This window comes from Sulfolobus tengchongensis (genome assembly GCF_036967215.1).
In the GTDB taxonomy this organism is placed as follows: Archaea; Thermoproteota; Thermoprotei_A; order Sulfolobales; family Sulfolobaceae; genus Saccharolobus; species Saccharolobus tengchongensis_A.
Window position 1 is genome coordinate 768,639 of record NZ_CP146016.1, and the last position, 14,608, is coordinate 783,246.

At 33.9% G+C, this 14,608-nt stretch carries 12 protein-coding genes; 6 read left to right on the forward strand and 6 right to left on the reverse strand.

Features of this window, described 5'->3' with window-relative positions:
* Nucleotides 1–4 precede the first annotated feature (4 nt).
* Entirely contained in the window at nucleotides 5–1,075 is a 1,071-nt protein-coding gene (locus tag V6M85_RS03485; RefSeq protein ID WP_338603030.1) for a hypothetical protein, read from the reverse strand.
* A gap of 332 nt (nucleotides 1,076–1,407) precedes the next feature.
* Between V6M85_RS03485 and V6M85_RS03490 the strand changes: the two genes are divergently transcribed.
* The gene (locus tag V6M85_RS03490) at nucleotides 1,408–2,409 is read left to right on the forward strand and encodes an ABC transporter substrate-binding protein (RefSeq protein ID WP_338603032.1); all 1,002 of its coding nucleotides are present in this window, start codon (nucleotides 1,408–1,410) and stop codon (nucleotides 2,407–2,409) included.
* Between the two features lie 258 nt (nucleotides 2,410–2,667).
* Here V6M85_RS03490 and V6M85_RS03495 read toward each other — a convergent pair whose 3' ends face one another.
* On the reverse strand, nucleotides 2,668–4,077 hold the full coding sequence (locus tag V6M85_RS03495) for an FAD-binding protein (protein ID WP_338603034.1): 1,410 nt from the start codon (nucleotides 4,075–4,077) through the stop codon (nucleotides 2,668–2,670).
* 148 nt (nucleotides 4,078–4,225) lie between these two features.
* Nucleotides 4,226–5,308 carry an ABC transporter substrate-binding protein gene (locus V6M85_RS03500; RefSeq protein ID WP_338603036.1) on the reverse strand — a complete coding sequence of 361 codons (1,083 nt, stop codon included), beginning with the start codon at nucleotides 5,306–5,308 and terminating at the stop codon, nucleotides 4,226–4,228.
* A gap of 193 nt (nucleotides 5,309–5,501) precedes the next feature.
* On the opposite strand from V6M85_RS03500, the gene V6M85_RS03505 reads away from it, so the two are divergent.
* Genes V6M85_RS03505 through V6M85_RS03515 form a run of 3 tightly spaced genes read left to right on the forward strand, consistent with a single transcriptional unit; the run spans nucleotide 5,502 to nucleotide 7,811 of the window.
* The gene (locus V6M85_RS03505; protein ID WP_338603039.1) at nucleotides 5,502–6,272 is read left to right on the forward strand and encodes an ABC transporter ATP-binding protein; all 771 of its coding nucleotides are present in this window, start codon (nucleotides 5,502–5,504) and stop codon (nucleotides 6,270–6,272) included.
* A gap of 8 nt (nucleotides 6,273–6,280) precedes the next feature.
* On the forward strand, nucleotides 6,281–7,045 hold the full coding sequence (locus tag V6M85_RS03510) for an ABC transporter permease (protein WP_338603042.1): 765 nt from the start codon (nucleotides 6,281–6,283) through the stop codon (nucleotides 7,043–7,045).
* Nucleotides 7,035–7,811 carry an ABC transporter permease gene (locus V6M85_RS03515; protein ID WP_338603044.1) on the forward strand — a complete coding sequence of 259 codons (777 nt, stop codon included), beginning with the start codon at nucleotides 7,035–7,037 and terminating at the stop codon, nucleotides 7,809–7,811. Before V6M85_RS03510 ends, V6M85_RS03515 begins: the two co-directional genes overlap by 11 nt.
* A 16-nt stretch (nucleotides 7,812–7,827) precedes the next feature.
* Here the strand turns inward: V6M85_RS03515 and V6M85_RS03520 are convergent, their stop codons facing one another.
* Entirely contained in the window at nucleotides 7,828–8,922 is a 1,095-nt protein-coding gene (locus tag V6M85_RS03520) for a hypothetical protein (RefSeq protein WP_338603047.1), read from the reverse strand.
* 354 nt (nucleotides 8,923–9,276) lie between these two features.
* Between V6M85_RS03520 and V6M85_RS03525 the strand changes: the two genes are divergently transcribed.
* Nucleotides 9,277–10,335 carry a HoxN/HupN/NixA family nickel/cobalt transporter gene (locus V6M85_RS03525; protein ID WP_338603049.1) on the forward strand — a complete coding sequence of 353 codons (1,059 nt, stop codon included), beginning with the start codon at nucleotides 9,277–9,279 and terminating at the stop codon, nucleotides 10,333–10,335.
* Nucleotides 10,336–10,363: 28 nt separating this feature from the next.
* On the opposite strand, the gene V6M85_RS03530 is transcribed toward V6M85_RS03525, so the two are convergent.
* Nucleotides 10,364–11,803: a hypothetical protein gene (locus V6M85_RS03530; protein WP_338603052.1), complete on the reverse strand. Its 1,440-nt coding sequence runs from the start codon at nucleotides 11,801–11,803 to the stop codon at nucleotides 10,364–10,366.
* Nucleotides 11,804–12,167: 364 nt separating this feature from the next.
* On the opposite strand from V6M85_RS03530, the gene V6M85_RS03535 reads away from it, so the two are divergent.
* On the forward strand, nucleotides 12,168–13,184 hold the full coding sequence (locus V6M85_RS03535; RefSeq protein WP_338603055.1) for an amidohydrolase family protein: 1,017 nt from the start codon (nucleotides 12,168–12,170) through the stop codon (nucleotides 13,182–13,184).
* 206 nt (nucleotides 13,185–13,390) lie between these two features.
* Here V6M85_RS03535 and V6M85_RS03540 read toward each other — a convergent pair whose 3' ends face one another.
* Nucleotides 13,391–14,455 (reverse strand): LLM class flavin-dependent oxidoreductase, encoded by a 1,065-nt coding sequence (locus tag V6M85_RS03540; protein ID WP_338603057.1) that lies wholly within the window; start codon nucleotides 14,453–14,455, stop codon nucleotides 13,391–13,393.
* Nucleotides 14,456–14,608: the final 153 nt, after the last annotated feature.

The following is a 14,608-nucleotide window of genomic DNA, read 5'->3' on the forward strand; positions in this document are numbered from 1 at the left end:
AAAATTACATCTTTTGATATAGTTCTGGCTTCATCTGAGACTTAAGTCCACGTTTACTCATTTCGTATTCATACATCTTCCTTATCTCTGGATCCTCCTCATAATATTCTATTTGAATGAAGTTTTGTTCGCCTATATGACCTATGGGTGAATGTATTGCTAAATATCTAGCTGGTTCTGCACTCACATTAAAATGCTGATGGAACCACTTATCTGGTGGTATAAATAGAAATCCTGGTTTCCAATCAATTTTAACCTTTTCCCATGCTTCACTCCATTTAGTTGAACCGTACCACATTAACGAATAACCTTCGCCTTTTAATATTAATATTGTAGCACTGGGACCATGGACGTGAGCCTTCTTATATGTAAAAGCTGGCATCTCTGATATATGTGCCATTAAGCCTGGACCTAAATCTAGATTAACACCTCTCGTACCCGTTCCTCTAGAGCCAAAATACTTTGAGTGAGGTAATTCTAGTGATGCAATATTATGTAGCACAAAACCTTTCCATAGTACACCTTTTGGTGTTTCCATAATTCCGCTACTTTTAAGATACTCATTATTTTTAATTAATTCTAAAAATTCTTTAGAAATGTGTGAACTATTGAATATTAGATCATTATCCCTTGCTGCGTTTATTATTAATGGTAACTGCGTTACCGATAATATTTTTGCTTCTTTATCTTTGCTAACGTTAACATGCTTAAATAAGGCATTATGAGGTATCTTAAATAAAGTCCATTTTCTCCATTCTACCTTAACATTAGCATCATCGTTATACCAAATTTCCGTATATCCTTCACCATCTAATATTACTACTACCTCATCCAAAAGATACCTTTGAGGCTTAGTAGAAGATTGAGGTGGTACATCAAGAATATACGCAGCGTCTAGTGCAGAAGCACCCTTTAAATACACCCAAGCTCCATTGACTCCGAACCTTTCCCAATATGATGTCTTCGCTTGCAAAAGGTCTACATGGAAATCATCGTATAATGGTACACCTTCCGATTTAGCGAAATCCACAAAATAGTCTTGTTTATGGAGTTCATTAACTAACTTCTGTGGCATACTTAAACACAGCTTTGAAAAAATATAAGATTTTCGGGTTTCTATGTACGATAAATTCATGAAAAAGAATTTTAAAATCAAAAAATGATATAGCTGATAATACTTCATGATACATCTGGAAACTATCGTAATTTATAACGTATCTAAACTACGTTAATTTCGAAAGATTTCTAAAAAGCAACTTTAGGAATTCTTAACATCTTTCTTTGCAATGATGCCTCTATTAAACTACAATATTAAATTATTTAACTAGAATTAATTAGATATATTATATTATAATGCTAAACATTAACGAAAGATTTATATGGTTTAGGAAGTGTAGTATATCTGCAATGTCAAGGGTAAAGTTAACTTTAGCGTGTTACATATACGATAGAACATTACCACTATTATTAGGTAAGGTACAACCAGAAGGTATAGAGTTAAATTATTTACCATTGTGGGTGCAAGAGACCTTTTCGAGAATGATAAAAAATAGAGAATTTGAGATTTCTGAAATGTCATTTGGAGGGTACTTGGAATCGCTAAATTCGCCTAATCCTCCCTTTGTTGCCATTCCAGTATTTCCTTCTAAAATGTTTAGACATAGGTCAATATATATTAATAAGAATAGTGGTATTAATGATCCTAAGGATCTAAGGGGAAAAAGGGTTGGCGTACCTGAATGGAGACAAACTGCTGCAATTTGGATTAAGGGTATTCTAAATGAGTATTATGGAGTTCCGTATGATTCAGTAACCTATTATGTTGGCCCATTGGAAAATAAGGAAGTATCTAGGAGAATGGCAGAGACAGATATGTTGAAAGTAAAACAAGGAATAAAGATCGAAAGATTACCACAAGGTAAAACTTTATCAGAAATGTTAGATAAGGGGGAGATAGATGCAGTATACAGTGCGCAGGCACCTTCTAGTTTTCTCAGGGGGTCTAACGTTAAGAGACTATTTGAAAACTATAGGGAAACTGAGATAGAATTTTATAGAAAGACTGAAATATATCCAATTATGCACATAATTGTGATAAGAAGGGATATTTATGAAAAATATCCCTGGGTAGCCTACAACTTGTATAAGGCATTCGAAGAGGCTAAGAATATTGCGTTTAATGAAATATATAACGTATCGCAGTTTGGTGTCGCATATATGTTTGCCCCATGGATACAGAACGATTTTGAAATCATGAGAAGTATCTCCGGTGATGACTTTTGGCCATACGGGGTATCTAAGAATTATAAGACTATAGAAACATTTATAAGATATTCTTATGAGCAAGGGATAATAGATAAAATGTATAATCCTAGGGAAATTTTCGCAAAGGAAACTCAAGATACATGACATTTTTAATCATAAGATTTTCTTTGTACTTTCTCTTTTTTGAGGGCATAGTTACACTGTAATGAGCATTACAATTTTAACGTTAACTCTACAGATACTTACTATAAGATTTATTACTGAACGCTCCACAAACTATTTACTTTTTTTGAGGATTTTTTGTAAATTTACGTTGATCCTCTTTATTCTCCATGTATATAAAGAAAGGACGCTATAAAAAATTTTAAAAATAAAAGTTAACAAAAATAATGATAAGGAAATTTATTTTTCCTCAGTCACATAATCCACTGCATTTATTCCTGCTATTCTACCGAATATTAAGGCCCTTAAAACTGATGTAGCGCCGGGATATCTATGATAGTACAAGCCTACTATCTCTCCTGCAGCATATAATCCCAAAATTGGTTTCTCATTAGTATCTAACACTCTCGCATTAGTATCTGTAGCAAGCCCACCATATGTAAACTGCACAGTAGCAGTAACTGGATACGCCATATATGGAGGTTCATCTATTTTTAAAGCCCAATTAGACTTAGGAGGATCTATTCCCTTAGTGTGTTTACCATCTAGAATATTTGGATTAAATTCACCGGGTTGTACAGAACTATTAAACTCTCTAATAGTTCGTAATAGATTCTCTTTATTTACTCCCCATTCTTTATTTAGCATCTCAGCCAATTCTTCTAAATTATTGGCGACTATAGGAGGTAGATCAGTCCAAACTAGAGACTTATAGTTAGGGATAGAATATACCTTATTATCGAAAATTATAAAGGCCATATGATCTGGCTGTTCAAATACTTTTCTCGCAGCTACCTCAAAAGAGTCATGAATATCGCCCATTCCGCTTTCATCCATAAATCTCTTACCATCTTTATTAACCATAATGCCAAAGAAATAGAGATCTACTCTCGGCCTATACGCTTTACTTCTAACATCTATCACTGCGCCGTGCCAATTACCAAAATCACCTGAAGTTTTAGCCCCTATCTCTAGGGCCATGTTTATACATTCTCCTTGATGTATAGGTGTTGCTGGATTATCCATAACTAAGTTCGTAGCTTCTCTCCCAATGTATCTTACTAACATTTCGTAGTTTCCCTCAAATCCACCACATGCTAATATTATCGCTTTAGCACCAATTCTATAACTCTTACCCCTTTCATCTCTTACCCAGACTCCATTAACTCTGCCCTCTTCATCTAAAGATAACTTCCAGGCTGTAGTATTGAAGAGAATTTTTACACCATAACTTTCAGCATATTTCCTTAATGTGGAGATTATGGCCAGACCTCCACCAACTGGACCAATCCTAGGAAGACCGTGACCAGCCCATCTTCCAGTTCTATTTTCAAATTGAACCCCTAATGATTTTAACCATTTTATAGTATCTACAGCATTATTAGCTATCACCTTCACATGATCCATATTTGCTTTTCCCTTAGAAAACTTTTTGAACGTTTCCTCAATGTTTGGATCAAAGTGCTCTTCATCAATGAACCTCATGTTCGCTGTCGTATATCTACTATTACCACCCCACATATCTTCACCCATTTTCTCAAGCATCAGTATACTTACTTTCTTGTTATTTAACCTTGCATATTCCATTGCAGTAACTGCTGCTGACATTCCAGCAGCTCCAGTACCTATTATCACTATATCATAATACATAAAAAATCATTTATAATTAGGTTTATAAAATTTTCGGTCGTATAGATTGATTTTTAAATAGATTAAAATTATAATACTAATTAGAATACTTAAACTTGAAAGTATTAGAAGCCATTCAAGCGGTAAAAGGTTATATAAAAATAAGGGATTAAAAGGAAATTCTGTTTTCCATTATTGCTAAAATTCCATCAATTAACCCCACAGTTGGACTTATATTACTTGTCATTTGAACAAACTGATTTGTATATATTGAAGATAATGGTACGTTAGTAAAGTTAGATGGTAATACACCAGCATCAATCAATGCGCTTTCCGCAAGTTTAAGTGCGGTAGCGTTAATTAATGCCAAAGACGAATTTGTTGCATATACGACTGTATGTAAATATTCTAGGGCCTCACTTTGAGTAAAATTCTCAAATTTTACCATAAATTGGATAGCAGAACTTGCATTAGAATAATAATCCTGCATTATTTTATACGTAGCTTCTATCACTTTTACGATTATATTAGGGTGTTGAGTTATGAAGCTATCCGTAGCTACTATATACTCTGCTGGCCAATCTTGGCTAACAACATAAATTTCTCTTAGCTGTCCACTTTGTATAAAATGTTGAACATCCCAGACGTTTACAATAGTTGCATCTACTTTTCCGGAAAGTAACGCAGCTATTTGAGCTTTAGGAGAACCAACGTATACATGAGTATAATTATTTCCCCATCCTAACTTACCGGCCATTAGTTCTAAAGTTACAGTATCAAAACTTCCCGGGGCACTATTCGCAAATGTTTTCCCTTCTAATTGAGATATATTATAAAATGATGAGTCATTTCTAACTAAAACTGCAGCAGTATATGGAGAATCATCCCATACAGCAACAATTTTTATTGGAACACCTTCAGCTATAGCAGTAAGTATACTAAATGTGTTTACAAATCCTATTTGAGCCTTGCCCGTAGCTAGCGCATGAATAACTGACCCACCACCAGATGGAAACCCTACTATGGTAGCTTGAGGTAAATATTTTTGAAACAGTCCATTTTGGTATGCCCAATACAAGGGTATAGGATCTGATCCCGCAAGTGTTATTGCAATAGTAAATTTCTGTGAGGAATTTGATGCGTTAGTATAGTAGTATCCTAGTCCTGCTCCTATTGCTACTATAATTACAATTACCGCTATGATTACTGCTAGTGTCCTACTTATAGCTTTCCTCACCTTAGTCCTAATCATAACTAAACCACCTAAAAATAAGGAATAAATATAAACTAATAAATCTTTTGCAAATATACTACATTATAAATATGGAGTTACGTAAGAAAGATTGCTAAAATTATATTTTGATTTTTTATATGAAAATTGTTAGACAACAGACGAAATCCATGTTAAGTTAAGCTTTTTATTCTTATTTAACATAAGTAGAATAATGAGTGGAGATAGTGAGGCTATAATTAGAATTAGAAACGTTCATAAATATTTTTCTAGTACAAGTACTAAATTAGAAGTCCTTAGAAATGTTAATTTAGAGGTTAAAAGACGAAGCTTTTTAACATTTATAGGACCTAGTGGATGTGGAAAGTCAACGCTCCTATCAATAATTGGGGGTCTCACTAGACCTTCCGCTGGCGAAGTTTATATAGAGAATACCAAAGTTGAAGGACCTAGACCAGATAAGATTGCTATAGTTTTTCAAGATCCTGCACTATTACCATGGCGAACGGTAATGGGAAATGTGGAGTTTGGATTAGAAATTCGAGGTATACCTAAGAAGGAAAGAAAAGATATAGCCCAGAAATATATTGACTTAGTTGGATTATCCAGATTTGAGGACTATTACCCTACTCAATTATCTGGTGGCATGAGACAAAGAGTAGCCATAGCTAGGGCATTAGCTGTAGACCCAGAAATACTATTAATGGATGAGCCTTTTGCCAATTTAGATGAACAAAGTCGTCTTCTGTTAGGATTAGATCTAGTCAAAATATGGCAAAAAACTGGGAAAACTATCGTGTTCGTTACTCATAGTATTCAAGAGGCTGCTCTTCTATCAACGGAAATTGCATTATTTACTCGTAGACCAGGTACTATAAAGGAAATTGTGAAGATAGATATAGAACATCCTAGATCAATAGAGGACGATAATGTAGTTAGGGTAAGGAAATATGTTTGGGACAGATTAAGAGAGGAGATTAGCTAGGTGATTTAATGAAGGTCAAAGAATTATTATATAGAATTATCGTCCTCATAGTGATATTAGTCCTATGGCAAGTATTGCCAACTTTGAAATTAATAAGCCCATACGTTCTTTCTCCTTTATCGTCAGCAATAACTACTTTTCCTCAACTGTTTAATACTAATGGTTTAATCCCTGGAGGTTTAATTCCACAATTGCTAACTACTTTAACTGAGTTAGGTTTAGCATTTGCATTTAGTGCAGTAGTAGGCCTAATTGTAGGATTAATCCTAGGATACTTCAAGCTAGTTGGTGATGCTTACGAACCTTTAATTTACCTGGTCTACGCAATACCTGGCTCTATCTATTATCCAGTATTATTTCTAACCTTAGGATTAGGAGTTCAGTCAAAAATTGCCTTAGGTTTCTTATTTGGCGTTTTCCCATTAATTATCAACATCATTTCTGGTTCAAAGAAGCTTAACCAATTATATATTCGCTTAGCAAGATCAATGGGAGCTAATGGTTTTCAAGTTTTCACTAAAATAATGATTCCTGCTCTGGCCCCATATATAATGAGTGGATTAAGACTATCGTTAGTATTTTCTTTCATAGGAGTGATACTAGGTGAGGTAATTGCGTCTAAAGGTGGCTTAGGTTTTGCAATAAGTGTAGCTAACTATAACTTTGAGACGCCATTAATGTACGACTATATTATAGTTGTAATATTTCTTGCAGCACTTTTTTTAGGAATAATTCTTATGATTGAAAGAAAGGTGTTCAGATATGGAAGCTAAAACAAAAAGAACTATCTACATAACTACAATTCAGATAGCCAGTATAGTTATATTCTTCCTTATATGGCAATACCTTGTTCAATCTGGAATAGTATCAACATTATTTCTAGCACCGCCTTCTTCAGTAATAGTAAATTCTCCTAATATATTAAGAGAACCTTTTGTATACACTAGAATCCTTTTCACGATATGGATTACAATCTCAGCATTTATATTTACGATAGTTATAGGGACATTAATAGGACTTCTTTTAGGCTTATTTATGTATCTAAGATCAACATTCGAACCCTATATGCTACTCCTTTACTCTATACCAAAAGCGATATTTATACCAATATTCTGGACCCTTTTCGGTCTTGGTTTCTCATATCAGTTCTGGTTTGCTGCATTTGGAGGAATTATCCCAATGGTAATTAACGTAATGTATGGAGTTAAAGACATTGATCCACAGCTTGTAAACCTTGCTAAATCATATGGTGCAAAGTCTTATCAGATCTACTATAAGATAATATTGCCATCAATCTTACCTAGCGTATTAGGAGGTGCGAGAATATCCCTTAGAAGTGTTCTAGCTGATGTGATTGCCGCGGAAGAATTCGTAGGAACTACTGGTGTAGGGTATTTAGCACAATATTACGCCTCTAACTTCTTAACGGTTGAGCTTTATACTGTAGTTGTAGTAGTGGCGTTAATAGGCATGGCCCTCTATTATATAATATCAAGAATAGAAAAAAGAGTGTTAAAGTGGAATGTAACTCTAGGTTGACTTTTTATCTAGTTATTTATTCCTTATATTTTTCCTTCCTATATAATCCGAAGGCATCAAATATTGGCTTATCTGAATACGAAAAGACAATTGCTGGTTTATCATCATTATTAATTATCCTATATTTTGTCCATGAGGGTATTACTATGGGATCACGCGTTTTTAGATCAAGCCGTAAACTACCTATACTAGATTCTATTATGTCAAAGGTAACAGTACCTTCAACCGGAATAAATACCTCATTCTCTGTACTTCTTAAAGGCTTTAATTCAGTTTTAGGCCTTATTAGCCTCATTTTTATGCTTATTGTTGGTAAAGCGGGACCACCATTAACTGGATTTAAATATTCTACAATAATACCCTCATTCTCATCTACTTTATTATGCTCATCAAGCTCAGTTAAGGCTTTCTTAGTTCTTGAGTAGGAGTATTTTATTAAGGGATTATAAGACTGATAATTAATATTTAAAGGCTTTAAACTATACCCTAAACTATCTAAAATCACATCACCCTTCTCACTAGTTTGGAACTTCTCTTCACTCTTTTGATAAAAGATTGCACCTAGATATAATAGAAATGGACTATCAAGACCAGAGAACCATATTAAATCAGTTTTCCCATCATTATGATGCTCATGTAATGTCCAATTTGATTGCACTAATACATCTCCTACTTCTAGGTTCATCTTGTAACCATCATAAATTATATACGCACCTTCATTAGGAGCTTCCAAGATTAATCTCAAATTGGTTGGCGTATGTCTGTGAGCTGGAGCGGATTCACCAGCTTTAATCAATTGTATTCCTCCAGTTAAAGTTGGCGCTATTGCCAAATTGTCAAAGGGCTTAGTATCTTTAAGGCCAGGGTTAACTAAGTGTATTACTCTTCTTTCCGATTCTTTAGGAGATATATATTGAGAAATACTGTAAAGAAATTTTTTAGCTATCTCATAGTCCCACTTATATGGAATTATTATCGGCTCAGGAGAATTCGTGAAAATGGATTTCTTCCCTTGCCTCTTAGCCTCTTCTGGGAATAATCCTACATAAATATTGTATTTAGCCATTTCATCTAAGATATTTCTTAATTCCTCACTAATTCTGGAAGACATATTCATGCACATAGTGTTCTTATCTATATAACTAATAAACTTTACTCAATGTTAGGAAAAACTTAGACATATTGCAAAGCATCTTTTATCCTCAATTGTGTTAAGCTATTGAAATTTAGGACGTTATTTTAATTTATGAGTAGAACACAAATATGATGCTAATTCTGAAAAGTTACATGAACATATGATCGCTTATGTAGCATTATTTAGAGATTATGACACTTTATATTTTCCTACCCGCATTTTTGTAACTACTGAAAATTCTTCTTGTCTTAAAAGAAAAACGTTCGGTAGGAACGGACTAACTAAGTGGTAGGAAAGTTTTTATATATGATAACATGGATTAATCTTAAGATGAAAAAATATTTGTTATCCATTATGGGAACATTTTATGTTAGTGAGGGTATAATAACTGGATTATTATTTTATTGGCTTCTCTCTTTGTCACGCATAACTGAAAACACTACAATTAACGTGAGAGAATCTCACATCACAGCCACATTCTTCACACTAGGTATATTAGCGTATTTGCTTGGTTTAAGACATGCCTTAGATGCGGATCATCTAGCTGCAATAGATAATTCCACACGAAAGTTAGTTCAAGAGAAAAAACCATCTCATTTCACCGGCTTATTCTTTTCATTGGGTCACTCTAGTGTGGTTATAATCCTGGCATCTATATTAATAGTTGCCACAAGATATATTGCATCCAATATACCAGCTTTGGAAAATATTGGGAGTATTATAGGGACATTAATAAGTGGTGGTTTCCTATATATCATAGGTTTACTTAATTTGCTGGTATTATTAGAAATTTACAATATATATGTACTATTAAAAAGAAATGAAGATATTGATGATAAGAAATATGAAGAAGTTCTATTAAAAAGGGGGTTTATGAACAGATTCTTCAAGAAACTCTTCAAGATAGTAGATAAGCAATATTATATGTATCCTATAGGCTTTTTATTTGGTTTAGGGTTTGATACAGCATCAGAAACAGCACTTCTCGCAATCTCAGCAACTGCATCAGGAATTTTCTTAAAAGTACCGCTATGGAGCTTGCTCATATTTCCATTCTTATTCACTGCAGGAATGACACTTATAGATGCAACTGATGGATTCTTCATGAGTAATGCTTACAACTGGGCTTTTTTAGGGGATCCAATAAAGAAGTTATGGTATAATTTAACCATGACCTCTATTTCGATATTGATAGCATACCTCGTAGGCACACTAGAATTGCTAGGATTAGTTCAATCACAACTTAATTTAAATGGATTCTTCTGGAACTTAATTTCAGAGATAAATGGGAATTTGTGGTGGGGTAATATTGGCATAATAATAGTTATCACGTTTGCTATTTCGTGGCTATTGTCATATATCCTCTATAAGACTAGAATTAAAAAATAAATTAAAAAATTTTGGACTAAACTGACTTTTATCCGTGATGTCTTATCCATTCAGCAGGATCTCTTGCATATTCCTCGTAACTTCCAGGTACGCTAATTCCGGGTATTGGAGGAATCCAATCCTCCTTTAATAATTCGTCGGGATCACCATACTTTTTGGCTAATTCTCTAACTTCTGGATCATCAAGGGCTGTCAAATGCCCATTATCAATAACCCTAATCTCTTGACCAGTCCTTGTCTTTATCTCATATGTTGGAAAGAGTAAGTGAACATGCAAATGACCATATGGTATACCGTTGGCAGCAGCCCATCTTTCACTTTCTCCTCTCCACCTAGTTCCGAAACCAACATGTATAACGCCAGATCTACTTCTTTCAACCTCATTTGTCCCACTTAACATTAAGACGTTTCTAGGTCTTCTAACTTTAGGATTAGTTCCTATTGCCATTTCCCATAACCAGAATAGACCTTTATCTGGGAATTCCGGATATTTTATGTTTAAAGTCTCCTCATGTAGCTTTCTCCAAGCCTCACCATAAGGCCCTCCACCCTCAATCTTCTGAATCCTACCCTTCTCGATATAAATTCTTATTTGCGGAAATGGTCTAGTTAAATGAGAAGTGGTACCAGCAATAACACCAATAGCATCTTCCTCAGGAATTATGGGGGGAGTAGGATGTCCAAATAAGTGGCCTAAGGCTGGTCTTGGACCAAATCCTCCTCTCTCATCTAATGTCCTATCATAATACTTTTCATTCAATGTGAACTCTAATTCTGTACCTTCTGGATCTGTTAGCCTCACCTTACCGCCCTTACCTAAATCATATATCATCTTCCAAGTTTTTACGTTTATTAAGTAATTTAATTTAGAAGGAAAGATAGTAGATTTTGAGAGAAAAGCATCCTTACTTTGCCATGGAAATGCTTCAAAATTATATGGAAGTGGCTCTCCTTTAGCATTGGTCTTAGGTATAGGTCCACCTCGTCCATGAATAAGGAGATCATAACCATTATCCTTAGCGTAATTTAAAACTCTCTCTTGATAATCATACCATCTTGGTTTTACCCACCATGGTTCCTTTCTAAAAATTCTGTTTATCTCATCATCATATCTAAGCTCCCTATCCTCTCCATCATCAAGTATCATGACATCAACAACACCTACTCCTTTTTTTCTAAAAGCTCTAACTAGAGCATTTATAATTTCAGGATCATGTAAGTTGCTTGCTGCTATCAGAACTTTTCCTCCCGGTTTGATATCTCCATACCTCACGAAACCTGTTTGGTTTCTGCTTGCATAATCCTTATATTTTTGAGGGATACTAACGAGGTACTCTGCAAAACCATCTAAGGTTGGATTTGCACTTATTAATTTTCTTAACTCAATTATCTTAGGATCTTCTTCCGGATCTTCAGGGACTCCTCCATCCGGATAGATTATTCCTATACTCTCGTCTTCATCACACATGAAATTCCCCTTTATTGTTAGAAATAATAGTTTAAAAGCTTTTCTTAACTTGTATTTGCTTCTTAATTATTTCCAGATAATTCATTTATAAATTTACTCTCAAGTAAAACATTGATAAACTATACTACATATTTTTTATTTTTTAAAAATTAAATAAAATTAACAAACCTCTCGGAGTCATTAGTCACTTGTAATGCTAAATCTTATGTTTGTAGTAAAATTATGTTTATCCTTAAATGGATAGATTAAATTTAATATCATTGATTATCGTAGATACTATCAAATAAATTAGAGGCATATACCATTGGTAAACCTAAATTGATAACATTTTAAACTTATTAGCCGGCAACACTAGTAAAAAAATATGGGGAAATTTGAGAGGATAGACATCTTCTGTCATATCACACCTAAGAAATTTATACAAGAATATGTAAAAAGTATGGTAGTGCACTTTCTAAGACTAATAGAAACTAATGTAAAAGACGAGTTCACGTATTTTTCTGATCCAGAATATAGGATAAGATATATGAATAAATTTGGAATAGATATTGAGGTACTAACTTTAGGTCCCACAGGTGATCTATGGAATGTGGTACAAAATCGTGATTTGCCTAAACTAGTTAGAGTGGCTAATGATTCTTTAGCAGAAATAGTAAATAAGTACCCAGATAAGTTTATAGGAATAGGTGTTCTCCCAGCCATATATGAAGGTTTCATAGATGAGGTCAAGCGATCTATCAGAGATTTAGGCTTTAAGGGAGTTATGATTCTGAGTAACTTAGTGGGAAAGCCAGTTGATGCAGACGAAATGGATTCATTTTATCAATTTATGTCCTCTCAGAATTTGCCAGTCTTCATTCACCCTACTAATCCTCCTTATGGGAACTCTTATCCATGGGCAAGGGAATATAGATTAATTCAGATGTTAGGCTGGCCTTATGATACCAGTTTAGCTATGGCTAGAGTAGTTTTCAGTGGCATTCTAGATAGATATCCTAATCTTAAGTTCGTAATTCATCACGCAGGCGCTATGATACCTTTCTTCAGCAAAAGAATAGAGGGATTTTACGATGAGGCTGTGGAATATCCTGAGGTTTATGGTGGAGAGACTTTTAGAAAATTAAATAAACATCCCATTGAATATTTTAAGAACAACTTTTATGTAGATACAGTACTGAATGGAAATACTTCGGCTTTAAGGGCTTCTTACGAGTTTTACGGCATTGATCACATGGTGTTTGCTACAGATTATCCATTTGGCCCAGAGAAAGGTGAGAGATGGACAAGGGATATATTGAATAGTGTAATAGAGCTTAAATTGGATGATTACAATCAAGAAAAAATTTTCAGTAAAAACGCCAGACAACTGCTTAGAATATAACTTTTTCTGTTCTATTTTAAAATTTCTTTGCAGACTTTTTAATTTTAATAAAAATAGGCATAAGCTTTGCTAAGCTAATTAAATTTAAGATTATTATGGATTAGTCTTCAAAGACGTTAATATAAATGATTCTCTAAAGTTGGATTACTGCATATAAGGAGGTATTTTATAACGTAAATTATCTTTATCTCATCATCAATAATAAATCACTTTTTAATGAACGAAGGCATCACCTCATCATGAAATAATGTTAAACTTTCTATAACTTGATTAAAGGTTAAGCTTCCAAAGGAAATTTGAGCCATAAAATAGTTCGCACCAGTTTCATCAAGTGATTTCTTTATTTTTTCAGTTACCGTCCTAGGCGAACCAGCTATCACTATATCATGCGATAATTGATAATCGACATCTAATAATTGCGAAACTGATAATTGTTTATATTCGCTACTGGGCCTATGGCCTATATACTCGCTTCCGTATTTCCTAGAGATATAGGTTATATTTTCAGCAAATTTCCTTATTGCAGGAACTACATCTGCCCTTGCTTTCTCATCAGTCGTAGAAACATAAACTATTCTCTGCAAAGCTAATTTTGGAGGATTAGAATCCTCTTTCCTTAATTCATTTTCTCTATATACACTTCTATATTTTCCAAGTATTTGTTTAGCTTCCTCCAGTTCTCCGAGCCCAGTTGCAATATTAAAGCCATTCTTGGCTATCCAAGGTACAGTATTTATATTTCTTGTAGGTATCCATATTGGGGGATGAGGTTTTTGAAGGGGAAGTAATACTGGTTCTACGTCTTCTAATTTATAATAATTGCCAATAAAGGTTAAGGGCTTACCAACGAAATATTTTAGGATAATATCTACAGCTTCTTTACCCATCTCTCTAGCTGTGTTAATTTCTAGGCCATATTGTTTAAGCTCTAACATATTAATACCATTTGTAAACCCTATCTCTAATCTTCCTCCAGTTAAATTATCAAGTAATGAGATCTCCTCCGCTAATCTAAGTGGATGATATGTGGGTACGACATAGGCTAAGGTACATAGTCTTAATTTAGAAGTTAACTGGGAAGCTGAAGCTAAAAACAAACCAGGATTAACATTTACACTTAACTGAGTAAAATGGTGTTCAGCTAAATGAATCCCATAAAATCCGAATTTCTCATATATTTTTACTAGCTCTAATTTTTCCCTAATTAATTCTCTTATATTATCATCTCGCCAATCCATGTGATCAAAAATTCCAAAGCTAACTCCTTCCATCAGAATACATTTGTTTAAAGTCTTATATAAACGTTAATGTACTGTATAATATCTAAGTACTGAGTTAAAATTAACTCTAAAAAATTAATTTAATTAACTCTTGTGCAATATTAGATAGACCAAAAAAATATTTTTGAGAATTTTTAACAGATT

Excerpts from the sequence above, each read along its gene's own strand:
- V6M85_RS03485 (WP_338603030.1), bottom strand. The coding sequence starts at position 1,075 with ATGCCACAGAAGTTAGTTAATGAACTCCATAAACAAGACTATTTTGTG.
- V6M85_RS03490 (WP_338603032.1), top strand. The coding sequence starts at position 1,408 with ATGTCAAGGGTAAAGTTAACTTTAGCGTGTTACATATACGATAGAACA.
- V6M85_RS03515 (WP_338603044.1), top strand. The coding sequence starts at position 7,035 with ATGGAAGCTAAAACAAAAAGAACTATCTACATAACTACAATTCAGATA.
- V6M85_RS03495 (WP_338603034.1), bottom strand. The coding sequence starts at position 4,077 with ATGTATTATGATATAGTGATAATAGGTACTGGAGCTGCTGGAATGTCA.
- V6M85_RS03525 (WP_338603049.1), top strand. The coding sequence starts at position 9,277 with ATGAAAAAATATTTGTTATCCATTATGGGAACATTTTATGTTAGTGAG.
- V6M85_RS03505 (WP_338603039.1), top strand. The coding sequence starts at position 5,502 with ATGAGTGGAGATAGTGAGGCTATAATTAGAATTAGAAACGTTCATAAA.
- V6M85_RS03540 (WP_338603057.1), bottom strand. The coding sequence starts at position 14,455 with ATGGAAGGAGTTAGCTTTGGAATTTTTGATCACATGGATTGGCGAGAT.
- V6M85_RS03520 (WP_338603047.1), bottom strand. The coding sequence starts at position 8,922 with ATGTCTTCCAGAATTAGTGAGGAATTAAGAAATATCTTAGATGAAATG.
- V6M85_RS03535 (WP_338603055.1), top strand. The coding sequence starts at position 12,168 with ATGGGGAAATTTGAGAGGATAGACATCTTCTGTCATATCACACCTAAG.
- V6M85_RS03500 (WP_338603036.1), bottom strand. The coding sequence starts at position 5,308 with ATGATTAGGACTAAGGTGAGGAAAGCTATAAGTAGGACACTAGCAGTA.
- V6M85_RS03530 (WP_338603052.1), bottom strand. The coding sequence starts at position 11,803 with ATGTGTGATGAAGACGAGAGTATAGGAATAATCTATCCGGATGGAGGA.
- V6M85_RS03510 (WP_338603042.1), top strand. The coding sequence starts at position 6,281 with ATGAAGGTCAAAGAATTATTATATAGAATTATCGTCCTCATAGTGATA.